Source organism: Zhouia amylolytica (assembly GCF_900116365.1).
Classification (GTDB): Bacteria; Bacteroidota; Bacteroidia; order Flavobacteriales; family Flavobacteriaceae; genus Zhouia; species Zhouia amylolytica.
Genome location: NZ_FPAG01000005.1, coordinates 113,224 through 138,972 on the forward strand (window position 1 = coordinate 113,224; position 25,749 = coordinate 138,972).

Annotated in this window: 28 protein-coding genes and 1 pseudogene; 18 read left to right on the forward strand and 11 right to left on the reverse strand. The window is 34.2% G+C overall.

The window, feature by feature from the left end:
• Nucleotides 1-12: 12 nt before the first annotated feature.
• From BM361_RS09205 to BM361_RS09235, 7 genes are all read left to right on the forward strand, one after another.
• Entirely contained in the window at nt 13-582 is a 570-nt protein-coding gene (locus BM361_RS09205; protein WP_074978622.1) for a conjugal transfer protein, read from the forward strand.
• A gap of 6 nt (nt 583-588) precedes the next feature.
• Complete coding sequence (locus BM361_RS09210; protein WP_074978384.1) at nt 589-1,419, forward strand: hypothetical protein; 831 nt, start codon at nt 589-591, stop codon at nt 1,417-1,419.
• Between the two features lie 29 nt (nt 1,420-1,448).
• Nucleotides 1,449-2,081, forward strand: a complete 633-nt coding sequence (locus BM361_RS09215; RefSeq protein ID WP_074978386.1) for a conjugal transfer protein TraK — start codon at nt 1,449-1,451, stop codon at nt 2,079-2,081.
• A gap of 11 nt (nt 2,082-2,092) precedes the next feature.
• A complete protein-coding gene (gene traM / locus BM361_RS09220) occupies nt 2,093-3,034 on the forward strand; it encodes a conjugative transposon protein TraM (RefSeq protein WP_074978387.1) in 942 nt (313 codons plus the stop codon).
• On the forward strand, nt 3,031-3,828 hold the full coding sequence (locus BM361_RS09225; protein WP_074978389.1) for a DUF4138 domain-containing protein: 798 nt from the start codon (nt 3,031-3,033) through the stop codon (nt 3,826-3,828). The genes traM and BM361_RS09225 overlap by 4 nt, the downstream gene beginning before the upstream one ends.
• A 220-nt stretch (nt 3,829-4,048) precedes the next feature.
• Nucleotides 4,049-5,344: an amidohydrolase family protein gene (locus BM361_RS09230; RefSeq protein ID WP_074978391.1), complete on the forward strand. Its 1,296-nt coding sequence runs from the start codon at nt 4,049-4,051 to the stop codon at nt 5,342-5,344.
• A gap of 491 nt (nt 5,345-5,835) precedes the next feature.
• A complete protein-coding gene (locus tag BM361_RS09235; RefSeq protein ID WP_074978393.1) occupies nt 5,836-6,936 on the forward strand; it encodes a Fic family protein in 1,101 nt (366 codons plus the stop codon).
• A 39-nt stretch (nt 6,937-6,975) separates the two neighbouring features.
• Here BM361_RS09235 and BM361_RS09240 read toward each other — a convergent pair whose 3' ends face one another.
• Together BM361_RS09240 and BM361_RS09245 are read right to left on the reverse strand one after the other, a co-directional pair.
• Nucleotides 6,976-7,581 (reverse strand): MarR family winged helix-turn-helix transcriptional regulator, encoded by a 606-nt coding sequence (locus tag BM361_RS09240; protein ID WP_074978624.1) that lies wholly within the window; start codon nt 7,579-7,581, stop codon nt 6,976-6,978.
• Between the two features lie 81 nt (nt 7,582-7,662).
• Complete coding sequence (locus BM361_RS09245; protein ID WP_074978395.1) at nt 7,663-7,896, reverse strand: thioredoxin family protein; 234 nt, start codon at nt 7,894-7,896, stop codon at nt 7,663-7,665.
• Nucleotides 7,897-8,486: 590 nt separating this feature from the next.
• Here BM361_RS09245 and BM361_RS09250 point away from each other — a divergent pair.
• The 4 genes and pseudogenes from BM361_RS09250 to BM361_RS09265 all read left to right on the forward strand — a co-directional run.
• Nucleotides 8,487-8,657 (forward strand): annotated as a pseudogene (locus BM361_RS09250) (single-stranded DNA-binding protein); the annotation flags it as partial.
• Nucleotides 8,656-8,940 carry a helix-turn-helix domain-containing protein gene (locus BM361_RS09255; RefSeq protein ID WP_262508055.1) on the forward strand — a complete coding sequence of 95 codons (285 nt, stop codon included), beginning with the start codon at nt 8,656-8,658 and terminating at the stop codon, nt 8,938-8,940. The pseudogene BM361_RS09250 and the gene BM361_RS09255, both read left to right, overlap by 2 nt.
• Nucleotides 8,927-9,259: a single-stranded DNA-binding protein gene (locus tag BM361_RS09260; protein WP_074978398.1), complete on the forward strand. Its 333-nt coding sequence runs from the start codon at nt 8,927-8,929 to the stop codon at nt 9,257-9,259. Before BM361_RS09255 ends, BM361_RS09260 begins: the two co-directional genes overlap by 14 nt.
• A 148-nt stretch (nt 9,260-9,407) precedes the next feature.
• Complete coding sequence (locus BM361_RS09265) at nt 9,408-9,647, forward strand: hypothetical protein (protein WP_074978400.1); 240 nt, start codon at nt 9,408-9,410, stop codon at nt 9,645-9,647.
• Between the two features lie 52 nt (nt 9,648-9,699).
• Here the strand turns inward: BM361_RS09265 and BM361_RS09270 are convergent, their stop codons facing one another.
• From BM361_RS09270 to BM361_RS09280, 3 genes are all read right to left on the reverse strand, one after another.
• A complete protein-coding gene (locus tag BM361_RS09270; RefSeq protein WP_074978402.1) occupies nt 9,700-10,209 on the reverse strand; it encodes a replication protein in 510 nt (169 codons plus the stop codon).
• Nucleotides 10,199-10,408, reverse strand: a complete 210-nt coding sequence (locus BM361_RS09275; protein WP_074978403.1) for a hypothetical protein — start codon at nt 10,406-10,408, stop codon at nt 10,199-10,201. The genes BM361_RS09270 and BM361_RS09275 overlap by 11 nt, the downstream gene beginning before the upstream one ends.
• Before the next feature lie 311 nt (nt 10,409-10,719).
• On the reverse strand, nt 10,720-11,601 hold the full coding sequence (locus tag BM361_RS09280) for a tyrosine-type recombinase/integrase (protein WP_074978405.1): 882 nt from the start codon (nt 11,599-11,601) through the stop codon (nt 10,720-10,722).
• Nucleotides 11,602-11,985: 384 nt separating this feature from the next.
• Between BM361_RS09280 and BM361_RS09285 the strand changes: the two genes are divergently transcribed.
• From BM361_RS09285 to BM361_RS09315, 7 genes are read left to right on the forward strand one after another with little or no spacing between them, the layout of a single operon-like run.
• Nucleotides 11,986-13,152, forward strand: a complete 1,167-nt coding sequence (locus BM361_RS09285) for a type IV secretory system conjugative DNA transfer family protein (RefSeq protein WP_074978406.1) — start codon at nt 11,986-11,988, stop codon at nt 13,150-13,152.
• 18 nt (nt 13,153-13,170) lie between these two features.
• Entirely contained in the window at nt 13,171-13,638 is a 468-nt protein-coding gene (locus BM361_RS09290) for a JAB domain-containing protein (RefSeq protein WP_074978408.1), read from the forward strand.
• A 41-nt stretch (nt 13,639-13,679) separates the two neighbouring features.
• Nucleotides 13,680-14,474, forward strand: coding sequence for a DNA adenine methylase (locus BM361_RS09295; RefSeq protein ID WP_074978409.1), 795 nt, complete (start codon nt 13,680-13,682; stop codon nt 14,472-14,474).
• Nucleotides 14,475-14,519: 45 nt separating this feature from the next.
• Nucleotides 14,520-14,735: a hypothetical protein gene (locus BM361_RS09300; protein WP_074978411.1), complete on the forward strand. Its 216-nt coding sequence runs from the start codon at nt 14,520-14,522 to the stop codon at nt 14,733-14,735.
• Nucleotides 14,732-15,331 (forward strand): hypothetical protein, encoded by a 600-nt coding sequence (locus tag BM361_RS09305; RefSeq protein WP_074978413.1) that lies wholly within the window; start codon nt 14,732-14,734, stop codon nt 15,329-15,331. The genes BM361_RS09300 and BM361_RS09305 overlap by 4 nt, the downstream gene beginning before the upstream one ends.
• 29 nt (nt 15,332-15,360) lie before the next feature.
• Complete coding sequence (locus tag BM361_RS09310; protein ID WP_074978414.1) at nt 15,361-15,849, forward strand: hypothetical protein; 489 nt, start codon at nt 15,361-15,363, stop codon at nt 15,847-15,849.
• Nucleotides 15,850-15,852: 3 nt separating this feature from the next.
• Complete coding sequence (locus tag BM361_RS09315) at nt 15,853-16,293, forward strand: hypothetical protein (protein WP_074978416.1); 441 nt, start codon at nt 15,853-15,855, stop codon at nt 16,291-16,293.
• A 16-nt stretch (nt 16,294-16,309) separates the two neighbouring features.
• Here the strand turns inward: BM361_RS09315 and BM361_RS09320 are convergent, their stop codons facing one another.
• The 6 genes from BM361_RS09320 to BM361_RS09345 form a co-directional block, all read right to left on the reverse strand.
• Nucleotides 16,310-16,588, reverse strand: a complete 279-nt coding sequence (locus tag BM361_RS09320) for a hypothetical protein (RefSeq protein WP_139226676.1) — start codon at nt 16,586-16,588, stop codon at nt 16,310-16,312.
• A 91-nt stretch (nt 16,589-16,679) separates the two neighbouring features.
• Nucleotides 16,680-18,155 carry a DUF2779 domain-containing protein gene (locus tag BM361_RS09325; RefSeq protein WP_074978419.1) on the reverse strand — a complete coding sequence of 492 codons (1,476 nt, stop codon included), beginning with the start codon at nt 18,153-18,155 and terminating at the stop codon, nt 16,680-16,682.
• Between the two features lies 1 nt (nt 18,156).
• Entirely contained in the window at nt 18,157-21,300 is a 3,144-nt protein-coding gene (locus BM361_RS09330) for a type I restriction endonuclease subunit R (RefSeq protein WP_074978420.1), read from the reverse strand.
• Nucleotides 21,301-21,347: 47 nt separating this feature from the next.
• The gene (locus tag BM361_RS09335; RefSeq protein ID WP_074978422.1) at nt 21,348-21,875 is read right to left on the reverse strand and encodes a hypothetical protein; all 528 of its coding nucleotides are present in this window, start codon (nt 21,873-21,875) and stop codon (nt 21,348-21,350) included.
• Between the two features lie 10 nt (nt 21,876-21,885).
• Nucleotides 21,886-23,982, reverse strand: coding sequence for a UvrD-helicase domain-containing protein (locus BM361_RS09340; protein ID WP_074978424.1), 2,097 nt, complete (start codon nt 23,980-23,982; stop codon nt 21,886-21,888).
• Nucleotides 23,972-25,747 carry an ATP-dependent nuclease gene (locus BM361_RS09345; RefSeq protein ID WP_074978426.1) on the reverse strand — a complete coding sequence of 592 codons (1,776 nt, stop codon included), beginning with the start codon at nt 25,745-25,747 and terminating at the stop codon, nt 23,972-23,974. Before BM361_RS09345 ends, BM361_RS09340 begins: the two co-directional genes overlap by 11 nt.
• Nucleotides 25,748-25,749 lie beyond the last annotated feature (2 nt).

Genomic DNA, 25,749 nt, shown 5'->3' on the forward strand with positions numbered 1-25,749 from the left:
GCTAATGGCAACATTAAGACCTTGCTATTAGCGCTATCCTTCGCTCTTTTATCATCTGGCCAGAGTGTGGCCCAGGGGATGCCGGTGTATGATAACACCAACTTTATCAGCCTGGCCAAACAACTGATAGAGTCTGCCAAGCAAACCTCACAGCTTTTAAAAACGGTAGATTTTTTAAGGCAACAGAAAGACCGTATCGAACAGGTAAGCAGTGTCATTAAACAATTAGAGGCTGTAAGTAAACTGATTGCAAATAATAGGAAACTATTTGATATGGTACAAAACGACCTGCAGCAGATTCTGAATTCTCCCTATATCAAACCCCAGGAGGTAGAGAGGGTGATCGCATCTTTCAATGAGATTATCGACCGTTCCATGCAAAGTGTAACGTATGTCGATAAGATACTCACCAGTGATTACCTGAAAATGAGCGATGCGGAGCGAGCAGCTCTTTTGAAAGACTATGAAACGCAGTCCAATGAGATGGTAGCTGAAGTAGCAGCCAAGACCCGCCGCTATAAGGAGATTATTTCATTTCGAAGTATGCAAGACAAGATTAATAACCGTCAAACACAATACTAGAGAACGATGTATTTAGGGATAGGATTGGAATATGTAGACACGGTTTTTCAAACTATTAAAAGTAGTGATTTCTCTCAGTATACCATAACCGGGATGAAAACCCTGGCGGTACTGTTTTTTCTGATCAATATCCTTAAGAAATACAATGAAGGGATCGCCACCACCGATGGACATACCTGGGGTCTGACTCCCACTGAACTGGCTAAGAATTTTGCCGTTATTATCCTGGTGATATTTTCCACCCAGGTTTTAGGGGTGTTCGATGGGATCCTGGTAAGTATCGAATCCCAGTATCGTGATACGGCTCCTGCGCTGCTCCCCCTACAACTACAGGATGTTGACCTGGAACGCGAGGTGGGTGCCATGGAAGCGGCTAAAAAAGCGATGGCCATTTTGTATGAAGCATTGGTTACTCCATTGTACGGTCTTAAAATGCTGGCCTTTATTGGGGGCGTAATCCTATGGCTTTTGGATTTGTTTATATATCCTATATTCTTGGCCGAGCGTTTTTTTCTCCTGGGTATTATGCAGGCATTTTTTCCACTAGTGATCAGCCTGGCAGTTTTTGAAAAGTTCAGGAGCTTGGCCTATACCTTTTTTAAACTCTACGCAGGGGTTTATATGCTGGTGCCGGCCTTTTTCCTGGTCAATGTATTTATCAATAACCTCTATACAGAAATCAACACAAATTTCTGGAGTAACCTTTTTGGAACGGATTGGGGCAGTGAGTTTTTTGCGCCACTGATCGAGTTTGCCTCGATTGGGTTTATTGTATTACTAAAATTCAAGCTCTACCGCAGGGCGACCTCCTTTGTCTTTAGATTGTTTAACACCTGAAATTTTTAATTAATTAATAATAATTGATGATGAAAATACCGTATAAAAATATCTATGATGTGCTTAAAACCAACAGGTTGATCGTTCTGAGTGTGGTGGCTGCCTCGCTTATTACCTGTGTGGTAGCTCTAGGCATGGTGATCAAGCTCCACAAAAAAAGCGTAAATAATGCTTTTGTAGTGAATAGTGATGGATCGGTAATTCCTTTAAAACTGGTAGATCAAAGGGAGAACCTTAAAGTGGAAGCTCTGGCACATTTAGAGCTGTTTCATAGGTACTTTTATGGAATCACCCCTGGGAATTATAAGTCGAACCTTGATAAAGCACTTTGGCTTGGCGATAGTTCGGTGGATGCATTGTACCGGCAGAAAAAAGCCGACGGGGTGTACAACAAACTACTGCAGTATGCACTGGTTCAAAAGGTGATACGAGTGACCCCAGAGGTTGATATTCAAAACTCACCTTATACCTTTGAGGTGACTACTATTTTTGAAATTAATAGGGGGAATGTTACCGATACCTACGAGCTTAGATCCACAGGGAATCTGATCCGGGTAGATAGAAACTTTCCATATAATCCCCATGGACTGCTTATTACTAATTTCTATGAAAGTCAATTGCGAAAGCTATCAGACTTTGATGGTACGGAATCACCCCTTTAAACTTTATTAACATGAAAATACAGAAAAATAAAATCGTATTTGCTTTAGTGATCTTTTGCGTGCTTGCTTTTATATTCACCTACGGACTTCAGGCTTTTGGAAAAAAAGAACCAGAAAGCATTGAAAATAGTCAACCCCCGGTACCTAAACTGGAAGATGATGGGCAGAAGACTTATAGTTCAAGACTGGAAGCGGTAGATGAGCTGAAAGAAAAAAAGGCAACCAACGCCCCGAGTATTTATGATGATCACTTACTGGATTCTTTGGGATATTACCAACCACAATTGGATAGCCTGAATAAAAAAAGAATGATCGATAGTGTGTATACACTGGGGCAGCAAAGGTATCAGTCGCTACAAGGGTTGGAGCAAGTTAAACAGCAGCAGGCCAAGTCCGTTGGGAATAACACCAAAATCGATAAGGCAACAACTTTTGAGCCAGTGAATGAATCCAAAGTACAAAGCAAGGAGATCGCACTGAACCATCTAAGTTTTTTTGATGACTATGCTCTGGATGTTGAACCAACTGCTAGTACCGATCCATTTATTTATGTGACTGTAGATGGGATGCAAACAGTGAAAAAAGGTCATAGATTGCGAATGCGCCTTTTGTCAAAGGCCATGATCAATGGAGTTGTATTTCCTAAGCATACACCCATCTATGGTTTTGTAAGTATGCAACCCAATCGGGTACAGCTCAAGGTAAGTGCTATAAGTCATCACAGGGTAAAGCTAAAAGCTTTTGACCTACAGGATGGAGCAGAAGGGATTTATATTAAAAATAGTATTCGCGCTCAGACCAGGCAACAACTGGCAGGAGATATCGTGGATGATATAAGTATTGCTGGAGTACCCCAAGTTCAAGGGCTGAAAAGCATCTTTCATAGAGATAACCGAAATGTCAAGGTGACCATTTTAGATCAATATCAACTTATTTTAAAACCTGAAAAATGAAAAAGTCTATTACCTATCTAATGATGTTTTGTTGTTTTGTGGTGTTGGCCCAACAACCACTGGATACCATATATGCCAATGAGCATAAGAATGTAGCATTGTTCTTTCCAAAGTCCATAGGGCAGGGAATTACCGGAGCTCCAAATTTTGTGTTTTCTTATAACAAAGAACAACCGCAGCATTTAGGGCTTTTACAAGCCCGACCTGGTAAAGAGAGTAACCTTTTGGTGGTGACTGCCGATCATAAGGTTTTTAGTTATATCCTAAAGTATAAGGAATCGCTACCTCAATTGAATTATTTTGTTTCTGGAGACCAAAGCATAGGGAGCATGATCCCTCAAACGCCTTTGGACATCAATAAAGTAGATCTGGATAGTATGGAGAGGCAGGAGGCGTATTATAAAAAATTCTGCACCTATCTTTTAAAGAGAAAGCCCAAAACAATGGCTTCTAAATCCAGAAAAGGGATAAGGCTTCAGTTGCAGAAAGTTGTATACTATGGTGTACAAACGTATTTAGTAATGGAACTCACCAACACCTCTGGAATCACTTTTGACGTAAAGTATTTAAAGGTATTTCGTGTTCAAGGAAATAAGAAACGAAAATCATCTTATCAAAGGGTTGCTATAAAACCTATTTATAAATATAAGGTTCCCGATCGGATTTTAAATGGGTGGACCTACAGGTTGGTATATGTGCTTCCAAAATTTGTGTTGGGGGATTATGAAAAATTATGCATTGAAGTCAGAGAGCGAAATGGCAATAGAAAAGTATTAACGCATTGGGCTCCTTAATTGGTGGTTTTTTGGTTGTTTTTTGTTGTTTGAGCCGATTAATGTTTTTAATCGGCTCAAGATTTTACAATAATACTAGTAAGTGTTAGGTGTTGGTTTATACAGGAAAAATCACACTTATTTTCTATATTTACGATGCAGCGGATAAATACAAATCCTTTTCTCCGCAACCAAACGTAATACTAAACCATTGGACATACATTTAAAAAAATAAAATCGCATGTTTAGAATCCTAATGTTTTTAATTATAATTCTTATTTCCTCAAAAGAGCGATTAATGGGGCAGGAAAATAGTATTTATATCAAGGCTGGCTTGTTGTATGATAGTAAAGAGAATAAGTTGCTAAAAAACAAGCTTATACATGTTCAAGGGACGAAAATTATATCCGTTGGGGGATTTGAATCTTTGCCTAAAAATAGCCAAGTCATTGATTTAACCCAGTACACTGTTCTTCCAGGATTAATAGATGCGCATACACATGTTCTTTTTTCTCAAGATGCTGACGAAGATTTTTCAGAGCATAGTATAAAATCTTTAACTATGGAAAGTGATGCATTAAGAGTCCTTCGGGGTGCTAAAAGAGCCAAAAGTTATTTAGACCAAGGAATAACCAGTATTAAAGATTTAGGAAATTCAGGCTTATATCTTGATGTAGCCCTTCGAAATGCCATTAACGAAGGAACGATTGAAGGGCCACGTATTTTTGCTTCGGGACCTATTTTGGCTGCAAATGGAGGACAAATTTATGGGGTGCTTCCTAAACATCAGAATATAATAGATTCAGAATATCGAATAATAACGAGTCCTGAAGATGCAAAAAATGCTGTGCGCGAACATGTGAATCAAAATGTTGATTTAATTAAAATATGTGCTGATAATCTTCCAAATAAAACATTTTTAACCTTAGATGAAATGAAAGCTGTTGTTCAGACAGCACACTCATACAACTTAAAGGTAACAGCTCATTGTGTTACAAACCAATCAGCATGGAATGCAATTGAAGCTGGTGTTGATGGTATTGAACATGGGTTTAATTTAGCTGATAGCACACTAACTAAAATGGCAGAAAAACGAATTTATCTGGTACCCACAGAAAACAGTAAAGATTACATGAATACATATGTTAAACTTTCCGGTTATGAAGAAACTGGGTGGATTGATAATTATCTGAAAATAATGAAGGATAGGCTAAACAGGGCAATTGACAAAGGTGTACCAGTTGTAGCTGGCTCTGATAATTATACAGACATAAAAGTATCTAGAGGAGAATCATCAACAGACATGTTTCGGTATTATTTCCAAGCAGGAATGAAACCATTTGATATACTACAATCTAGTACCTACATTTCAGCTTTTTATCTAAATAAAGAAAATGAAATTGGCTATATACAACCTCAAGCTAATGCGGATATTATAGCTGTAAAAGGAGATATTATTAATGATTTTATTTCTACAATGGAAAAGGTTGAATTCATAATGAAAGATGGAAATATTTATGAAAATAAAACCGATTAAAGTTAAGTGCTAAACCACACAACTACTCATAGCCAAGACCGTTGGCAACTAGCTGAAAACAAAAAATCATTGAGAAAAACCACTTACATAGTAGCTTTAATTTTATTAATAATTGGAATTCCATTATTTGAATTTATGGCTTTCAACTCAATGGTTAGTTTGAAATACGAAACACGTGAATTAACTGATTGCATTTCGCTGGTTTCTGGAAATAACTTGTGTCGAGCAATAAAAACATTTCACGATTTGGCAATAGTTTGCACACTGACTTTTATCGGACTTTTAATTTACCGCCAACGGATTTTGAAAAATTAAGAATTTTAACCAAAGTATTGGCCATATTCATCCTAATATAAAACAATACACCGATCTAAAGGTTGGCTTCCTTAATTGAGAGGCTTTTGATTGTTTTTGTTGTTTGAGCCGATTAATGTTTTTAATCGGCTCAAATAATTGTTATATTTGAGCCGAAAATTAGGTGTAATCGGCTCATGAAATACAATTGGGAACATAAAAACTGGCCAGAATTTAATTATAACCCCTCGGTTATTGATCAACTTGTTATTGAGTTTGCATCTGAATCAGGAGAGGTAAAAGGCATTATGGAAGGACTTCCTGATAATTTTAAACAGGAGGCTGTACTCCAGTTTATGATTGATGAGGCGATGAAAACCTCTGAAATAGAAGGGGAATATTATAGCAGACATGATGTGATGTCCTCCATAAAAAATAGATTGGGGTTGCAGGTAGAGCATAAATTTATCAAGGATAAGAATGCCAGGGGTATAGGAGAGTTAATGGTGGAGGTACAACAGGATTTCGCAAAACCGCTATCTGCAAAGCTTATTAAATCCTGGCATACTATTCTATTTGATAATGACAGGTTTATAAATAAAGGTCAATACAGAACTGGAGACGAACCCATGGTCATCGTCTCAGGACGATACGGAAAGGAAGAAATTCACTATCAGGCCCCTCCTTCGACCAAGGTTCCTTCTGAAATGAAAAGATTTGTCGATTGGTACGAGAATTTTAAGATTCGCTCTAAAGACTTAAAAAGCGCGCTAATAAAAACAGCCATCGCGCATCTTTATTTCGAATCGATACACCCCTTCGAAGATGGAAATGGTAGAATAGGTAGAGCCATTGCTGAGAAGTGTCTTTCTGAAGCCTTAGGAAGACCCATTGTTATGAGTCTGTCAACAGTCATAGAGCATGATAAGAAAACATATTATGATGCATTAAAACAAGCACAGAGAACTCTTGATCTAACCCCATGGATACTTTATTTCACACAAACCATTTTAATGGCTCAAAACCATGCTAAAAAGTTGATTCGCTTTACCCTTCGTAAGGCTACATTTTTAGATGCTCATAGTCAAGTTTTAAATGAGCGACAACGTAAGGTGATCCTTAAAATACTGGACAAAGGACTTGACGGTTTTAAGGGCGGAATGACAGCAAAAAAATATATTTCCATCGCTAAAACTTCCAAAGCCACTGCAACCCGGGATTTACAGGACTTGGTGGATAAAGGGGTGTTTATTCTAAAAGGGGCAGGTAGAAGCACCTATTACGAATTGAAATTCTAAAGATTTTTAATGGTTGTCCTTTTTGGATGTCCAAAGGCGTTATGGTTTTTCAAACTCCGGACAATCCAATCGAATTTCTGATGTGGACAGGGGTTTCTCCATTAAATTACAATAGTGACCCTGTTTTTCTTTTTGGTAGAATTTGCAACCATAGCAGGTACGTTGTACTTGTAATATCCCCGATCTATTTAGTTTGTAGATTAAGGTGCTGAGGGTTTCAAATAAAGCTTCCAGTTGCTTTTTATCTAAATATTCAATCTGGCCTTGCAGGGGTGTGATAAAGTCCGCAGCTTCTTCAACAAGTTGCTTTCCGCTTTGAGATAATTGAATTGAATAACTCCTGTTATCTGAAGAGGAATAATCTTTAATAAGATATCCTTTTTTATCCAAAGCCCTAACTGCATCACTTACCGTAGGCTTGGTAATGTTGAATTCTTTGGCTAAATGACTCACATTACACAAGGACTCCTTATGATTGTGTATAAATACCAGTAACTGAATTTGTATGGGACTTATGCCTAATACCTTAGCCTTATCCCACAAAAGGGTTTTAAATACTTCAGAGATACGTTCTAGTCCTATGACTACTTTACCTGAAATACTTTGGTCTTGATACTCGGGATCGAAGATGTTTTTATGCTTCATAATTAACCTGCCGAAAAAAGATCCGGCAGGTAAAATTACTAAATTATATGTTAGGAATCCTAACATATAGGGTTGAAAAAATTAGTTTTTAAGATCTTCTAAACTAGCCCCAAAGTTAATGTGAAGCACATGACCATTGGGAGTAAGTACTGCCGGAACTGATTTAACTCCGGCTTTTTCAGCCTCTGGAATTTTAGCGGTTTGCTCTCCCAAATGAATAATGTCTAGTTGATCTTTTCCAATAAGCTCAATAAGATCATTCTCGGCACTGATACATACCGGACATCCTGCGTGATAAAAAATTGATTTTGGCATTGTTTTAATATTTATTGGTTAATAATAAAGATGTGTACAAATATAGTTAGGATTCCTAACTAAATGAAATTAAATATCATTTTTAACAGTTTTGCTTTTTAATCAACCTTAATATATCTGATCGCCTTTCTGGGCAAATACTTCTTGGGTATTTGCGCATCGAAGGCCTGAACATTTAAAGGTTTATTCTTATCAATTTTAAGGGGTTTATAATAAAAGAAGCCTTTTGTAGTTTTTTGGGACCACAAAAAACAAGGTAGGCTATAAGGGATTCTACTTATGATGCCCATGGCTTTTCTCGTTTAACTTTCCGTACACTCTAGCGCCCTGGGATCAGAAAGAATTCCTAATACCCTATGGAACCCGTCAAGACTATACAAAGTTTTACCGGCCAATAAGGTTTCTACGGCCTTGTTTTTAGCCCTTTGGTAAAAACCTGCGTTGCAGAAACTCCTGATTGCCCGCTTAAAGTCTTGACAAAACCCACTGATTTTATAATGCTACGCATGCAAAAGGACAAACAAACACCCCTTAAAATCTACTGGTTTTTGTAGGTCTGGGGCAGTATTAATCTTTTAAAATTTTTAATCATGAGTACATTAAGAAACAAAGTGCAGTTAATTGGAAATGTAGGACAGGATCCTGTAATTACCACCCTTGAAAGTGGTAAAAAAGTGGCGAAGGTTTCACTGGCCACCAATGAACATTACACCAATTCCAAAGGAGAAAAAGTAACCGATACCCAATGGCACCACGTCGTTGACCATTTGCGACATCGAATTAACCGCCCAAAAGCCACTGCCTAAGGGCTATCCCGTAAATCCAGCCTCTTTTGGAGACTACATAAGGCAGTACCGAATGGCACATTGCTATTCTGCTTTTGAATTGTCTTTAGAGCTCGATGTTTATGAATCAACTATATACAAATGGGAGTATGGCAAAACCAAACCCACTCCAAACAACATTAAAAAAATAATCGAATTTATGGGCTATGACCCACGAATTCATAATCCTTTAAAAATTGAAAATTATGAACTCACTTAAAAATAAAGTACAACTTATAGGTAGATTAGGACAAGATCCAGAAATTATCACTTTTGAAGATGGTGGTAAAATAGCAAGATTTAATTTGGCAACAGATGACAGCTATAAAGACAAACAAGGAAACAAGATAGAGCGTACCTACTGGCATCCAGTAGTAGTAAAAAATGGTCTTGTGAAAGTTGTTGAAAATTACATTACCAAAGGAAAAGAAATTGCTATTGAAGGTAAATTAACAAATCGCTCTTGGGATGACAATGAAGGGAAAAAGCATTATGTAACCGAAGTCGTTGTTAATGAGTTACTAATGCTAGGAAAATAAATATAACTCTTTCATTATTTTTCTTAAATGATATAATTAATCTGTTGAACAATTAATTATTAAGATTTAAGACTAAAAATAGGCATCAGATGATTTATGTTCAACTCTTAAATCTTTATTCTGATGTCTATTTTTGGTTAAACCAATTATGAATAAAACACAGGAATTTATAAAAGTTAATGAAGACCATTGGGAATGTTTATGTGGAAATGACACTATGGACATAGGTTTCTTCCCATGTGATAACAAAGGGGATTGTAAAGAACCAGATTCGTCTTGGGAAGGTTTATATTCTTGTCAAAAATGTGGTCGTATTATTGAGCCTGAAACTTATAAAGTAATAGGTATTAACAGCAATGCTAAAAAATATGATGACTTTATAAATTAATTACAAAAGCACCCTTTTGGGTGCTTTAAAATAAGAAATTAATAAAGAGGAATTATAACCAATTATCTCGTCTAGTCTGTTTTTGAGCTTCTTCTTGAATTATTTGTTGCATTCTTATGTTATCTGGCATGCGCTCGTTTGCGTTGTACTTTGGTATTGAAATTTCTTTTGTAGGGCGCAAAATTTGCGCCTTTGTTTTGTCGTTTTTTGCGTTGGGATATGTATTATTTTCAGAGTTATTTACTATCGAATAAAATATACGTTGAGCTTGTTTACGTTGCTTAGGAGTACTTAATGGAATCCCTCTGTAGTCAGTAAGGTAGATGAGGTTTTTCTCTATTAATTCATCCAAAGCATTTGTAACACTACGGTTGGACAGCCCTACTTTTGAAAATTGAGAATGAGAAATCCAATCTCTTTTTTTAGGATATCCATTTTCATCACGCCACCCATAGGTGTTTCTAACAATTTTTAAATAGACTCTCACTGCTGAAGATGATATATCAGCCATTATTGAATCAAAAAAATCATTTGGAACAGGCGTTGTTTTATTAAGCTTCATTGCTATCAAAATTAATAACTGGCAACTCGTCTTTATGACTAGGAAATATTAGAAAATCTGTTTCTGGTTGATGATATAATTGCAAAAACCAACCACCTTTTTCTGTTACCTTAATTACTCCAACCTTATGATAAAGTTTCTTTTCACCATTTACAGAAGTAATAGTTTTACGAGTACACACATTATAAAATTTTGTCATGTTTAATATTTAATTTATGTACTACAACCTTAGGGAAAACCCAATATTGTTATTTCTAAGTTGCTTGTAGATTAAGAGAGTTTTGCGACAGGTATGTCAGACAAGAGGTGTTGTGCGACGTTACTAATATTTTTTATGCAACCCTATTCTGGGTTGCTGGCATTACTCTGATAATTGGTGGTAACTTAAATATAAAGTATTTACTTTATAATAAAGCACCTTATCGATAACAATATTCATAGTTGAAAGTACTGATATAATTATATTCTGGTTTTATAAAAAAAGCAATCAATTGTAGATTGCTTTTTTATCTATGCTGTTTTAAGATATCTGCTGGCGACACTTTTATATCGCTCACTAGATAGTTGCATATAATGAAAACTAGACTCGGGCTTAACGTGTCTTAGTATCGCCGAAACATCACGCACACTTCCCCCTTGGTCAAGTATATAATTTGCTTTTCCATGCCTAAAGGAGTGAGGCGTGATGTTTTTTTCTATTGAAGCTAACTCCGATAATTCTTTTATCCATCTTTGTAAACTTCTAACGTTAAAAGGTTTTCCTGTTTTTCGATTGATAAATAATTCTTCGGCAGTAGTTTCCATACATAGTCTTATGCCTAAATATTTATTTAATAGTTCATTGGTGTCATATCCCCAAACTACTAAATTATAGCGCATACTTTTTCTGCTTCTAACCTTGGCGGTTCTTAAACCATCTGTACTTTGAGAACTGATGGATGATAGTTTTATATCTATCAATTCGCTTATTCTCATTCCAGTATCCCAAAGTAAATTGAGTACTAGCTTTTTCTGTAAATCGCTTAAATAATTTTCATCTAGAAGATCATTCATATCTTCAAAATCTTCTCTTGTTACAATGTCCTTATCGGGATTAATAAATCGTACTGGGATTATTTCTTTAGGATTAAAGTTAGTTTCTCTTCTTCCATGCCAGAAATAAAAGAAATTTCTTAAAATTCTAGCGGAGTAAGCTATGGTTGCTGGACTGTAGTGAGGCTCCATGCTTTTATGGTAAGCTACCACATCATCACCTGAAATATCACATAAACATGATTTAGGCATTATAAAACTAATAAAGTGTTCAAGTCTTACTTTGTACCGAGAGTATGCTACGGTTGTGTGAGATTTTTTCCAATCTAAATAAATCTGTATTGCTTTGTCTATTGTCATATTAAAACATAAAAGACCCACCAAAAGCAATCTAGTGGGTCTTTCATATAACCTAAATCAAAAAAGACCAGGCTAATGATTACACCACATTGTTGCTTTAGCTTGCATTTTAAAGTGCAAGCGACCCTTTCGGGCAATGTTGGGGTTTCTTTATATTTAAGTTACCACTATAAGTGTATATCATAATAAAATTGTAGGCAAGGTTTATGTTGTTACCCTACCAATGAGTACTACTGGTAGTTTCTTTTCAGTAATGGTATAATTGAGTTAAGAATAGATATTTTTTCTAACCAGATAGTTATTTAAGCGTATCATAACTCCTCATACAGAAACAGTTCTTTTTCCACAAATGAATATTTAAAATTTAACCCTTCCCTTTTTAGTATGCGAAATTTTAATCCCTATGAGGTTAGTTATTTTGCACGAACAAATTTCAGAAATAACAAAAAGCTTTTTGGAATAAAACAAAGCGATAGACTTTTTCATTTTTATTGTGTTGGTAAAAGCGGTTCAGGTAAAACGACCCTACTTAAAACACTTATGAAAGAAGATTTATTTGCTTCAAGAGGGTTTACTTTTATTGACGTCCACGGAGATGCTTCTAAAGAAATAGTTCAAGATATTTTCTTGAAATACCCTTCAACAGATTTAATTTATTTTGATACTACTGATTCAGAAATAGATTTGGCTTACAATCCGTTAAGAAAAGTGAGTCCTTCAAAACGTTCACTGGTAGCCTCAAATATTTTAGAAATCTTTCAGCGTAACTGGAAATCGGCTTGGGGAATGAAAATGGAACATATCTTAAGAATGATATTACTCACTCTTTTAGATCAGCCCAATGCAAATCTTTCAGATATTTTAAAGTTACTTCATGACAAAGGATTTAGGGATTCATGCCAAAGGTATATTCAAAGTGATGAGATAAAAACGTTCTGGCAAAAAGAATTTCCAAAATACAAGTCGAACGACCTCTTACCCATTATGAATAAGGTAGGAGCATTACTTTCTCATAATGTAGTAAAACGGATTTTAATTGAGAATAAAAGACAATTGTCCTTTAGAAAAATCATGGACAATAAACAGGTTTTAATTATCAATCTAGCTAAAGGTTCTATAGGAACCGATGTTTCTAATTTACTTGGAGGACTTCTTCTAACATCCATCTCATCTGCTGCTTTTTCAAGAATTGACACTCATGAACAACTACGTATTCCCCATTTCCTTTATGTGGATGAGTTTCAGGTTCTCGCTGGTAATGAACTTATAGGAGAGTTGTTGGCTCAAAGTAGAAAATTTAAACTAGCATTAGTAATCTCAAATCAATTCCTTCATCAACTTTCTACAGAAGTGAAAAATGCTGTTTTAGGTAATGTTGGAACCATAGTCTGTTTTAGATTAGGAATTACCGATGCCAAGTTAATGGAAAAGGAATTCTATCCAATTTTTAAAGCTGAAGACTTTATTTCGTTAGCCAACTATTCTATTTACTTACGCCTAATGATTGATGGAAAACCATCAAGCCCATTTAGTGCAGATACCATTCTCTAATTTTACACCCTTATTTAAATGAAAACAAAACAGCTTGCAACTCAATTATTGAGTTGTGCAGAAATAGAATTGCATTACAAAAGACCTTTGTTTGATTCTATGGTTTCTATTACAAAACCAGAAGATGCTGTTAAAACCTTAAGACAATTTATCAATCCAAATACTTTGGATTTAAAGGAAGTATTCTGGTTACTAACATTAACAAATTCAAACAGATTGATTGGTGTTTCTGAAATTACTACAGGAACAACCAAAGGTGTACAAATAAGTCCAAAACTTATTTTTCAAATAGCTTTAAAAACAAATGCTGTAGCTATTATTGTTGCTCATAATCACCCATCAGGAAAATTAAAAATTTCTGAAAGTGATAAAAAAGAAACACAAAAGCTAAAACTATTGGCCGATAAGATGGAGATAACCTTGTTAGATCATCTCATCATTACTTCAGAATCCTTTTTGTCCTTTGCTTATGAGCGTGAGCTCTAGCTAACCTACTTTATCAACCCTTTATTTATCACTTCCCCATTATGACCAAAACACCCATAACCTACTATGGAGGTAAGTTGAATATGCTTCAACATATCCTTCCCAATATCCCTGAACATAAAATTTATACGGAGACTTTTTTTGGAGGTGGTGCAGTCTTTTTTGCAAAAGAAAAAGCAGATTCAGAAATCATAAATGATACCAATGCAATGGTCATCAATTTTTATGAAGTCTGTAAAACTGACTTTGAAAATCTTAAAACAAAAATTGAAGCAACCATCTTTTCAAGAGCCACGTATTCAGTTGCATGGACTATATACAGAATGCCACACTTGTTTAACAAATTACAACAAGCTTGGGCGTTTTATGTAGCTACCAATATGGGATTTGGGTGTAGGATTGGGTCTTGGGGATTTGATAAATATAGTAAACGAGTAAAAGCATTTCAGAACAAGAAATTGCAGTTTGATGGAACAATCTTCAGACGCTTATCCAATGTTCAAATTGAGCATACTAACGCTTGTAAAGTATTAGAACTTTATAATACTAATGATGCCTTCCATTATATTGACCCACCTTATATCAATTCCAATCAAGGACACTATGGTGGTTACACCGAAGCAGATTTTGAAAAGCTGTTAGATACTCTTTCCAATATCAAAGGAAAATTTCTGTTGAGTAGTTATCCCTCAAAAATTTTGGATGCTTATATCCAAAAAAATGGTTGGTACACCAAACAGTTTTCAAAACCTCTTACAGCAAAAAAAGCTATTGCTGGAAAACCTAGAGACAGTAAAAAAACAGAAGTTCTTACTGCAAACTACCCTTTAAAATAAATCAATTATTAATCCGCATCCAATAGATGCATAACACAATTACATATGAAACGAGTAATCGATAAAACCGTTAACCTCGATTTGGTTGGCGTAAACGGAAATGCCTTTATGATTATGGGTGTATTCCAAAGACAAGCAAAAAAAGAAGGCTGGAGTACTTCTGAAATTGAAATGGTTTTGGCAGAAGCAAAGAGTGGCGATTATAACCACCTTTTAGCAACTATAGAAAATCATTGCAAACCTAAAGATGAGGAATCATGAAGTTAAGAGAAAAACGTCGCATACTTATCTTTTTAGAGTTACTCGCAGAACGATTTCAACAAGATAAGAAGCAAAGTATTACACCAAATTTAATTAAGTATTTCACTCGTGAAGAACTTAATGATTTAGTGATGTGGCTCTTCCCAGAATCTTGGTCACTAGAAGTCCTATCCTTTAAAACCGACGAAGAGTTATTGGATATTATAGGAAACGACTTAAACGTACTGCTTTACCTTATAGATAAATTGGAACAGTCTATTGTTGCCTACCCAAAATTAGAGCAGGAAGAAGTGGATGGTTTTTTTCAAAGAACTCAAAATGAAATTCACTATTTAGCCAGTAAACCCGTCGAGGAGTGGGATAGTTATGATGTTTCAAACTATCGTTCCCTTTTGCTGAAAACAGGAACTACTAAAAAAGTGTTTGGCATTTTCACTAGTGATGTACTGGCAGAAGATGTATACGCTGTTACAACAAAACCTTCCTACTTTTTTGATACCAAAGAAGAAGCAGAAGCAGAAATTGAAAACATAGTATCTGAAGGACAATTTTCAAAAGAAGAATTGGTCATTCATAAACTATGGTTACTGCAATAATTATTTTTTAACCTTTAAAATTCAATACAATGAAAGATGCAAGTATCGTGGATGTTTTGATAGAAAATATCAAAACAGACCAAGCACTTTTAGAACAAACTGAAGTGCAAATTGAAAAAGCTAAAGACGAGAAACGTGAAGTCGTTGCACGCTTAAAAGATTATCGTAAAGATGTATCTGTTTTACTTAAGTATGCTGATGAAGAACGTAGAAAACAAATTGAAGAATTAGGATTTGATTTTTCTGAAACTGAAAACGGATTAAACCCTGTAGCCAGTTTGGTTTTAGACACTATTGTGAAAGCAAAAGACAATCAGCTTACCAATGCTGAATTGTACGATGCTTATTCTAAAACCGTAAAAAATGAAAATGAGCTTTTAAGTTATACAGAGTTCAACATAAAATGTCGTTCCCTGTTTAATACGCAACGTTTGCTTCGTAAAAAAGGCAAAGATCCAAAGTCTTCAAGAGATGATGTGATTTCTCTAAATGGTAGAGTGGAACCTTCTTCTAAATAAGTTATGAAAAAAGATGATTTTTTAGACGTGTTTGATGACCAACAAAAGGCAATAGACCATGCAATCTGGTTAAACTTTAAATATCGCATTGCAGGTATTGTCTTTGGTGTCATTCACGGACCGGAAGATAACTGGGCAGTATGTGAACAAGCTACTGCTAGCGAGATGGAAATGACGTTTTTGGATATTCTGCCAATAGATTATTCTTCGATTAGTTATAAGCAATTGGATGTCATTAGGCAGGATAAAGAACCACTTCCCTTTTGGAGTGCATTAGTCGGTTTGGTTTCAACTGCGGATGGAGAAATTTTACGCTTCATTTTAGAAAATAAAATACCGTTAGATAAGCTCATACGTCATGAACTGGCTTCTCGCGGGTATGATAAAAACCATCGTTGGTGTGGTTTTGATAGAGCTAGAGAAATTTGGCTCGATGAAATTTAAATATAAAAAACACTCATTAGCTTGAGTGTTTTTTAAAGATAAATTCAGACCATCTCGCCTTACAGCTAGTTACCGCATCATCATATGTTTCATATTTCCCTTTTTTACCCATGATGTCAGTAGCATAATATTCTTTTTTTGTTATGCTGGAACCTATTGTACGTAACTTTGCGTTTTTTTGACACCAATTATTGTGATTTATAAAAGACCAACCTATGTATAGAAATGCTACTATAGAAATTATTATTAAGAGCTTTTTGGAATCTGTATCTAAAAATGGTTTTTCTTTTTTCATAGTAACCATTATATCAAAAAAAGAGTAATGGTAAATATCTACTCATTGTTAGTTATAGAGTCAAAAAAAACTAAATGTAGCTTTGCGAATTTTATTCATCTTGAATAAGATATTTATACAACTCAACCATTGCCAAAGTATCCAATTCACAATAGGATAAAAGGTTTTTTCGAACTTCTTCCTTGTCTCCATCAAAGTCATCATCTAGTACTAGTCGTCCCCAAACATCTAACGCCATAGTTCCGTTTTGAACTTCAAGTGCATCATAACTCAATTCTGGTAGAAGAACGGGTAATACTTTTTTAATAGAGGTTGATCCGTGGAATTTATAATCTACATAATCTGTTTTAAATATGTCTTCAAGGTCAAACATATTATTATTCATGTATGCTAGATAATTCTCGTATTGAGGAAGCATTTCTAACATATCTTTATTTCGACTCATTTCAAAACTAGCGTGCCAAGAAATAAAAGTACCCGACTTCCCTGTTGAGGCTTCCATAAATTCTATTAGTTTAGCAGGTAGTTCTAGTTCATCTGCTAAAAACTCGTAGTGTTCAATTGAGCCATCTTGTTGCATTGTATGAATGGAAACTTGGAATGGAATATGCTGATGTGGTCTAACACCATCAATTCTAGGAATTGCACTGGCGTAGGTTTCATAATCAATAAAATGAAGTGGAAATTCTAATGAAGATAATTTATTTTCAATTTCCTTGCTATCAATGATTGGTTGGTTTTGTCTTACAGATTCGACTTGTAACCGTTGCTTATCGTTTAGTTTATAATCACTAGGAATATCTGCAATAGCGAAAACATCTTGGTCAACAAGCTCAATGATTTTTTTTGCTGAAATTCTGCCAATTTCATAAATGCTGTATTCAGGAATGTCTTCATTGAAATACTTAAAACTATCACAATGATTGGAGCGTGTCTTTTCTTTACATGAGCATATTTGTAAATTAATAGTTTCTTTATTTATGTAATTTATAGCTCCATTTATCTCATTAACAACGGTTGAATAAATACTATTAACTTCCTCTGTTACATTAACCACCTCCAGTAATTGTTCTGGTTGTATTTCCCCTTGCTTTACATAATCTTTGTTAAGATGAATGATGGAAACTTGAGACACCTTATAACCATTTTCTAACATTGCATATTTTTGAAAACAAGCATCCTTTAGATGGTTATGCTTTTTGTCTTTTTTTATGCTGGTTGATGATTTTACCTCGTAAATATGCCAAGTATCGTCTTCTTTCTTTTCTAGGATATCAATACGAGCAAAAACACCTTTTTCAGTTACAAAAGTGGCTTGAAAGAATTGTGTATTCCCTTTGTCGATTTCTTGTTTAGTTAATTCTGCCGATCCAAAATCAGGAAGTTTAATAGCATTAGGAAATAGTTTTTGTGCATATTCTTCAACCTCATAACCTTCTTTAATCAATTTTTCTAAAAACAAAGAAAACTCACCTTTCGGAAAGTCTTCAGGTTTGTTTTTCAAAAGCCATAGAGATTCTGGGCAATTGAGATATTGAATAAAGTCTGTTTTGGTTAATTGGTGCATGTTACGAATTATACTTCTTAAAATTTTCAGCCTGTTCAAAGATTTCTTTATAGACCTCATCACGATCAACAGGAGGATAATCATTTTCGGCTAATAAAATGATTAAATCTACTTTTAGTTCAGCTTTTAGGTCTGCACGCTTACTCCAGTCGGCATATTTTGCCTTATCATCAACCACAGTTTTTACTGCTTTTGCAAGGTGAACCAATTTATCTTCTGGATATTCAAAATCGTATTTATGAGCTAATGTTTTTAAAATGTCATAAAAAGCTTTTTCTTCAAAATCAATTCCTAGATTTTTAAATGAATCTTTTTCTTTTTTAAGTTCGTAGAAAAGGTCAATAATTTCATCTGTAAAATCTTCTAAAACTTCGCTTCGAAGCACATCGCTTTCTTTTCTTTCATTGTATTTCTCAACTAAAATTTGCATTTTTTTAGAGAAGTCAATTCCTTTTACTTTATTAACTTTTTTAAGTTCTCCAATAGCCTTTGCTAGCAATTGTTGTAGTAGTTTTATTTTAGTATTTGGTAGTTTTATTTTTTCAATTTTAGCCAAATAATCGTCATCAAATATGTCTACTTCTTTTTGATTGTCTTCACCTAGTTTAAAAATTTCCTCAACACCATCGCTTTGCAATGCATCTTTAATCATTTCACGGACTCTTGCATTCATTTGAGCGGTATCAGGAGCATTCCCTTTAGTTAGTTTAAAGACTATAGAACGAATCGCTAAATAGAAATGGATATAATCTCGTTCTTCTTCTGTAAAAGCTTCTGTGCTTCCTGCACATATGTCATAAGCTGCTTTTAGACGTTTGACCAAGTCCATAAATCGTCGTTCTAATTCTTGGGTTATTTGAACGAACTCTGCTGCTTTATTTAATGTTTGAAGCTGTTCTAAGGTAGTACCTTTGAAATAAGGTTCTGAATTAAACTTATAGAAAATTTTATGTAATAAATCTAAATGGTCTTTTACTACGGTAATTGATTTTTCAATCTCTTCGATATTCTGTCCATCTATCTTTCCAAATTCGGCTAACGCCAAATTCATTTGTTTTTTAATACCAATGTAATCTACTACGAGTCCCTTATTCTTTCCAACATATTTCCTGTTAACACGAGAAATGGTTTGAATGAGATTATGACGTTGTATCGGTTTATCAATATAAATCGTATCTAAAAATGGTACATCAAAACCTGTAAGCCACATATCAACAACAATGGCGATTTTAAAATTAGATTTTGCATTTTTAAACTGTCTATCTAATTCTTTACGATACTCTTTTGTACCTAACATATCGTAAAGTTCTTTAGGATCGTCTTTACCTCTGGTCATTATCATTTTAATACGTTCCATCGGTTTGATTTCTTTTTTCTCTTTATCTGTAAGTTCACTTCCCTCTTCGTGGGTTTTTATTTCAGCCCATTCTGGTCGTAATGCAATTACTTCTTGGTATAGGTTGTAAGCAATTTGTCGGCTACTTGCTACGAACATCGCTTTTCCTTTTACCGTAGCGCCTTCATTAACCCTGTTTTCATAATGATTTACAAAATCTTGTGCTACTGCTTTTATGCGGTCAGGATCGCCAATGATGACATTCATTTTTGCAGTCGTCTTTTTACTTTCTTCTATTTGGTATTCGTTAGCACCATCTTCTGCACATTGGTCATAATAAGATTCTATTTCTTTTAGTTTCTCATTTTGCAGTAAAACTTTTGCGGCTCTTCCTTCGTACACGATGCGAACCGTAATCTCATCTTTAACCGATTCTGTCATGGTATAGGCATCCACAATTTCTCCAAATACATCTAAAGTTGCATCAATTGGTGTTCCTGTAAATCCTACATAAGTAGCATTAGGTAAAGAGTCGTGTAAGTATTTAGCAAAACCATAAGACTTGGTAACTCCTTCTTTGGTTACCGTTATTTTTTGGTCTAGGTTGGTTTGGCTTCGGTGCGCTTCATCTGAAATACAAATCACATTAGTTCTGTCGGTAAGTAGCTCGGTATCTTCAGTAAACTTATGAATAGTCGTTAAAAACACACCACCACTTTGTCTACCTTGTAATAGTTTGCGTAAATGGTCTCTACTTTCAACACTAATAATATTATTGTCACCTATATAACCTTTAGCATTGGTAAATTGCCCTGATAGTTGGTCATCTAAATCGGTTCTATCTGTAATTAAAACGATTGTAGGACTACTAAAGTGTACGCTCTTCATTAACAAGCGTGTTAAAAACAGCATAGTAAAACTTTTACCACATCCTGTTGCACCAAAGTAAGTACCACCCTTACCATCACCTAGTGGTTTTTGGTGTTCTTTTATATTTTCATATAGCTTGGTAGCCGCATAATATTGAGGGTAGCGACATACAATTTTTTCATCCTTTTTAGAACTGTCAGGTATATATATGAAATTGCGAATAATATTACGCAAATCCTCATGGTTAAACATACCGTGAACAAGTGTGTACATGGCATCAATACCATCTACATCTTTGTTAAGTCCAGATACTCTTCGCCATGCATAAAAGAACTCATAAGGCGCAAAAAATGATCCTGCTTTTGTATTAACTCCATCGCTAATAATACAAAAGGCATTGTACTTAAATAGTTCTGGAATATCTCGCCTGTAACGAATGGTTAATTGAACATAGGCATCATGAATTGTTGTTTCTTCTCTAATGGCACTTTTAAACTCAAAAACCACCAATGGTAAGCCATTGATGTATAGAATGCCATCAGGGATTCGTTTTTCGTAACCAATTATTTCTAACTGATTAACGAATTTGTATGTATTATTATTGGTTTCAGAATAATCTATAAGGTAAATCCAAATATCCTTTTGAGAACGGTCTTCACGTTTAAATGAAAATCCATCAGCTACCAACTTCATAATAGACTTGTTACTTTCGTATAAATCTGAAGCAGAATAGGTTTTTAAACGTTTTATAATTTGGTCTGCTTCGCTTGGTGTTAGTTTTTCATTTTTATATTGAGTAAGTAGAAACGTTTTTAAGTCATCTTCAAAAATGACCTCTTGAAAATCACGAGAGATAGTGCCACCGTTAACATGAGGAATGTCTTCCGTTTTTAAAATATCTATAAATGCTTTTTCTAATTGGTATTCTGTGAATTTCATTTTACTCTTTTTATTTTATCATGTTTTAAATGAGAAGTAGTATTGTTTTATCGTCTAAGAAAATTTTCTAATTCCCATTGCGCCAAACTCAAATTGTTTTGCTTTGCCAAAACCCTAGCATCGTTAATTATTTGCATATACATGTCTATAGTATTCAACTGCGTCCAATTAACTAACGGTTGCTTATATATTTTTTGCTGAATAATTCTATCTACAGGAAAATGAGGTGGCTCTGGCAACAACCCTAAACACCAATAGTATTTTAAAGCTAGATTGAGCAGTTTTTGGCTAATGCCAATATTTATAGGTGCTTTGAGTACTTCTTTAAAGGATGCTGTGTAATTAGAGATACGAATAATGTTTTCTATATGATCTTCATCTGAAACAGGCTGTTTATATTTTTTTAAAACAATTTGCTCTAGATAGCCTTTAAGCATGTTTCTAAAATAGCTACGCTCTTTTTCTTTAGTATTTGCTTTATAAATACCACTATGCTGAAACGCACCACCAAAAGTGAGCAACCAAATTTCTTCTATGAGGAAGTTTTGTTTTATATTATTTAAATTGGCTTTCATCTAACACAGTTTAATCAGTTAAATCAATTATTTCCCAGCCACTATTCTTATACTTTTCTACATGTTCAACTAAATTCTCTTTCAACATGGCGAAGCATAATAAATGGGTGGGTCTCGAAAAACCAACATACATCATTTTTAAAGTTTCTTTTGCTCTTGAATCCTTATTAGTTCTGTACTCATGTTCCTCATATAATAATGGGTTGGGTAAAATTATCTCTGGTTTAGTTTTAGTTGCTTTTTTTGCTATTATATTCAACTTTTCTGATTCATAATTGATATATGAGGTTTCTACATACATTGTTGCACAATGCGTCTGTCCCTTAACGGAATGCACAGTTCCTATTTCGACAGGAATCTCTTCTTTATTTAAAGGGACATCTTCTGTTAGATTAACAATATTAACAAGTTCATTGTATTCTTCGTCTAAAAATGTTTTAACACCATCGTTTATTTCTAAATTGAACCATTCCTTAAATTCATTTTGAATGAAATTCTTGATAGAATTGTAAGTTTGAGAAGCTTTATTAGCAACCATTATCTCAAAAGACCATTGATACAGAAGACTTTTGAAATTTTCATAGACATCATTATCAGGTTGATTTTTAATATCCTTAATTAATTCGGATTTAGTATAATATCGTTCAATTTCTTGACCCCTAATTTTAATTTTATAGGTTTTATTCTCTAGTTTTAAAACAGCGATTAATGCATTTAAAATTGTTTTCCTAGCGGGTTCTAAGCTTGATTTATCTTTATTGAAATATTGTAAATATTTTGAAAGTGTGTCAAAAGTTTCTTTTTTACTTTTAGACTCCTTATTGTAATTGGAAAATATATTTTCCAAACGAAGCTTATCATTATTACTTCCATTGTCATCCCATTTAGCGCTCCAACCTATTATTTTGAAACCATATTTTTCAGACTCTATCGTTTCTTCAAGTTTGTTCTCTTTTATAAGTTCTTTAAAGGTTTCTTCAAGTTTACCAATTGATTCTTTATTAAATAAGACAAGATGCGGTTTAATGGGTTTTTGTAACTCTCTTAAACCATTAACAACAAACCTTGCATCACCATTATCGTCTTTTTGTCTGTCTAAAGTAAAGCAGTTAACTAGTTCTGATACTTCTTTGGTTAAACGTTTCGATCCATTTAAAAATCTTTGATTTCTAGGCTCCCAATCAGCATTTGTTTTTACGCTTTTACCAGAATTATAAATAGACTGGTTTATATCTCCAATTCTTTGGATTTTAGTATTTGAATTATCAGTATTAAAAATTTTTTCTATTAATTCAATTTGAAAAGACTCTAAATCTTGGGTTTCATCTATAAAAACATATCTAAATCTGTTTTGGAGTAATAGCTTAACTTCTGAATAATTATTTAAATACCAATCAGCTAAATTGAATGAATCTCTATAGTTTAACAGCCCCTTTCGAAATAGATTTTCCTTCCAATTCTCTAGTTCAATATAATAGGGTTGATTAGGACTATCGTGTTTGAGTATTGTTCTGTTATAGTATATTAACTTCCTTTCACTAATATCGAAATAAAACCGTTTAAGAAAATCTAGTATTTTTTCTTTACCTTCTTGGAATTCAACTCTTCTGCCAGCATTTACTAATCCAAACAATTTATTAATTAAATTTTTGGGTTCTTGACCACGCTTTGACCACTTAAGAGAGTAGAAAAAATCGTTTACCTCAAAATTATAAAGTTCATCATCATTTTGTCTTATATAAGAACCATATTTTACTTGGCAAGCCTGATTTGCTAAAAATGTGTTCACAAATGATTGGACAGTACCAACAAAATTGGGATATTCAAAAAGACTTGGGCAATAAGATTTCAAGTTTTTTTCAATTTCTTCAACAGCTGCATTTGTATGTGAGAGAATAAGTATTCCAGAACCATCTTTAAATGGAAGATTTTTTGAGAGACAATAAAGTTTAGCTAATAAAGCAGTTGTCTTTCCACTACCTGGTACAGCTAATAAATCACAAGTGTTAAGATCCTTGATGAAAGGTACTCGTTCCTCTAAATCAAATTCATTACCATCTATTAAAAGATTTTCAGCTTCTTTTATATGTTCATCTTTAATCTTCATGCTCAATTCTACAGGTGTGCCTTATTGCATCAATTAAATAACTTATGTATTCGTCGTTTTTATCTAAAACAAAATCATTAGAGCTAATCAGTTCTGCAAATTCATTAGCTACTGCTACCTTATCTAAATTTCCTTTAGCCTTTGATAATTTAGTTATTAATGTTTGTTCAAAGCCTAGATGCCAACCATCATCTTCAGAATATTTAAAGGATTTTGTTCTACTATGAACTCTACTGACAGCTTGTTTAAAGAGCTCTGAAACACTGTCAGATTTAAATAAGCACCATTCGAGAGTCCATTCTTTTGCAATATTTAAAATAAGCTTAGTATTGGCTATATCCCCTAGATTAGCCCTTATTCTAGCTTCCTTATTAGCTTGCTCTACATCATCAAAAGTCCCATCACTTTTAGGCCTGACGTCTAAATCTGTAACAATAGCCACAGGAATATTCATAATAGTATCGTCTGCGCGAAGGAATATTTTCGCAAAAGGTAAATAGGCAGTAGAGCCTACATTTACTATCGAAACCTCATACTTTGTTAAATCGTACCCGAGCTTTTTTGCTAATTCAGGAATAATTATTTCCTCTGCCCATCCTTCTACAATAATGACACCTTTTGAAAAGAACAAATTAGATTTCGTGACATCCAAAAAACGTTTTAAGTATTTAAGGTTTTTTTCATCAAGTTTTGTCATTCCTTTATCAAGTGAAAAGACTTTATCTTCTTTACAGATAATTAAATTCTCAATAGGTACTTTAGAAGCAAGATTAGGACTATGAGTTGTTAAAATAAACTGAACATTTTCTGTCTCTCTTTGAATTGATTCAACAACCTTCATTTGGGCTTGTGGGTGTAAGTGAGCTTCTAATTCTTCAATGAGACAAAGCTTTAATCCGTTCCAATCCCTTTTCAAGTGTAATAATTCAGTTGCCATAAAAAGGCGATTCATCGTTCCAAGCCCTAGGTTTTTTGAACCTTCTATACCTATAGATACCTTTTCTAAAATTGATTTGATATCAGGATTGGTAAGATTTAACTTTGAACCTATAGCTTCTGAAATGAAATCTTGTAAAAATTTATCAATTACATCTTTTATTTGTGCTTTATTGCTTTGTTGACCATCTTCGTGATTATCATCTTCAAACCAATCTTTGATCTGCTCATTTACTCCAGAAAACCAATTAGTAAATGGATGAGGATTTCCCACGTCTTCTTTAAACAAGCTGTGACCTTGAAGAATTTGAGAGACTCTAGAATTTTTCTTTGCAATCAATTCTGTGTCAGCATCTCTAAGTGCCTTTAAATATGTCGTTTTAAGATAGCTCCTCGCTTCAGCGTTTAATGGGTAGCCAACATCATCCATTCCCGCTTTAATGTCAGTAGGAATTATTCGATTGTCCCTTATTTCAACCTCATAAATTAATCTTAAAACTGGGGAGGCTTTTTCACCTTCCCCTTCCCAACCTAACCATTCAATAAAATTCTTAGCCTCTTCGGATGATAATCCCTTAAAAAACAATTCAATTCTCAATTTTGATTCACCTTCAAAAAAATCTTCTTTTTCAACCTTAATCCATTCGTATGCATGGGTCTTTAGTACTAGCTTAATAGCATCTAATATCGCAGTCTTACCTGAATCATTTTCACCAATTAATACGTTTAAACCATTTTTAAAAGGCACAACTAAATGTGGAGTTTCTAAATCAAAGTCAGGTCGACCATATTTTCTAAAGTTCCATAATTTTAATGTTGATAAATGCATAT

What these genes read in the sequence shown, in the direction of transcription:
- BM361_RS09290 (WP_074978408.1), top strand. Translation starts at nt 13,171, where the DNA reads ATGAAAACAAAACAGCTTGCAACTCAATTATTGAGTTGTGCAGAAATA.
- BM361_RS09240 (WP_074978624.1), bottom strand. Translation starts at nt 7,581, where the DNA reads ATGAAGCATAAAAACATCTTCGATCCCGAGTATCAAGACCAAAGTATT.
- BM361_RS09225 (WP_074978389.1), top strand. Translation starts at nt 3,031, where the DNA reads ATGAAAAAGTCTATTACCTATCTAATGATGTTTTGTTGTTTTGTGGTG.
- BM361_RS09270 (WP_074978402.1), bottom strand. Translation starts at nt 10,209, where the DNA reads ATGAAGCTTAATAAAACAACGCCTGTTCCAAATGATTTTTTTGATTCA.
- BM361_RS09210 (WP_074978384.1), top strand. Translation starts at nt 589, where the DNA reads ATGTATTTAGGGATAGGATTGGAATATGTAGACACGGTTTTTCAAACT.
- BM361_RS09325 (WP_074978419.1), bottom strand. Translation starts at nt 18,155, where the DNA reads ATGCACCAATTAACCAAAACAGACTTTATTCAATATCTCAATTGCCCA.
- BM361_RS09310 (WP_074978414.1), top strand. Translation starts at nt 15,361, where the DNA reads ATGAAAGATGCAAGTATCGTGGATGTTTTGATAGAAAATATCAAAACA.
- BM361_RS09245 (WP_074978395.1), bottom strand. Translation starts at nt 7,896, where the DNA reads ATGCCAAAATCAATTTTTTATCACGCAGGATGTCCGGTATGTATCAGT.
- BM361_RS09340 (WP_074978424.1), bottom strand. Translation starts at nt 23,982, where the DNA reads ATGAAGATTAAAGATGAACATATAAAAGAAGCTGAAAATCTTTTAATA.
- BM361_RS09280 (WP_074978405.1), bottom strand. Translation starts at nt 11,601, where the DNA reads ATGACAATAGACAAAGCAATACAGATTTATTTAGATTGGAAAAAATCT.
- BM361_RS09315 (WP_074978416.1), top strand. Translation starts at nt 15,853, where the DNA reads ATGAAAAAAGATGATTTTTTAGACGTGTTTGATGACCAACAAAAGGCA.
- BM361_RS09265 (WP_074978400.1), top strand. Translation starts at nt 9,408, where the DNA reads ATGAATAAAACACAGGAATTTATAAAAGTTAATGAAGACCATTGGGAA.
- BM361_RS09275 (WP_074978403.1), bottom strand. Translation starts at nt 10,408, where the DNA reads ATGACAAAATTTTATAATGTGTGTACTCGTAAAACTATTACTTCTGTA.
- BM361_RS09320 (WP_139226676.1), bottom strand. Translation starts at nt 16,588, where the DNA reads ATGAAAAAAGAAAAACCATTTTTAGATACAGATTCCAAAAAGCTCTTA.
- BM361_RS09230 (WP_074978391.1), top strand. Translation starts at nt 4,049, where the DNA reads ATGTTTAGAATCCTAATGTTTTTAATTATAATTCTTATTTCCTCAAAA.
- BM361_RS09235 (WP_074978393.1), top strand. Translation starts at nt 5,836, where the DNA reads ATGAAATACAATTGGGAACATAAAAACTGGCCAGAATTTAATTATAAC.
- BM361_RS09330 (WP_074978420.1), bottom strand. Translation starts at nt 21,300, where the DNA reads ATGAAATTCACAGAATACCAATTAGAAAAAGCATTTATAGATATTTTA.
- BM361_RS09305 (WP_074978413.1), top strand. Translation starts at nt 14,732, where the DNA reads ATGAAGTTAAGAGAAAAACGTCGCATACTTATCTTTTTAGAGTTACTC.
- BM361_RS09345 (WP_074978426.1), bottom strand. Translation starts at nt 25,747, where the DNA reads ATGCATTTATCAACATTAAAATTATGGAACTTTAGAAAATATGGTCGA.
- BM361_RS09335 (WP_074978422.1), bottom strand. Translation starts at nt 21,875, where the DNA reads ATGAAAGCCAATTTAAATAATATAAAACAAAACTTCCTCATAGAAGAA.
- BM361_RS09260 (WP_074978398.1), top strand. Translation starts at nt 8,927, where the DNA reads ATGAACTCACTTAAAAATAAAGTACAACTTATAGGTAGATTAGGACAA.
- BM361_RS09285 (WP_074978406.1), top strand. Translation starts at nt 11,986, where the DNA reads ATGCGAAATTTTAATCCCTATGAGGTTAGTTATTTTGCACGAACAAAT.
- BM361_RS09215 (WP_074978386.1), top strand. Translation starts at nt 1,449, where the DNA reads ATGAAAATACCGTATAAAAATATCTATGATGTGCTTAAAACCAACAGG.
- BM361_RS09295 (WP_074978409.1), top strand. Translation starts at nt 13,680, where the DNA reads ATGACCAAAACACCCATAACCTACTATGGAGGTAAGTTGAATATGCTT.
- BM361_RS09300 (WP_074978411.1), top strand. Translation starts at nt 14,520, where the DNA reads ATGAAACGAGTAATCGATAAAACCGTTAACCTCGATTTGGTTGGCGTA.
- traM (WP_074978387.1), top strand. Translation starts at nt 2,093, where the DNA reads ATGAAAATACAGAAAAATAAAATCGTATTTGCTTTAGTGATCTTTTGC.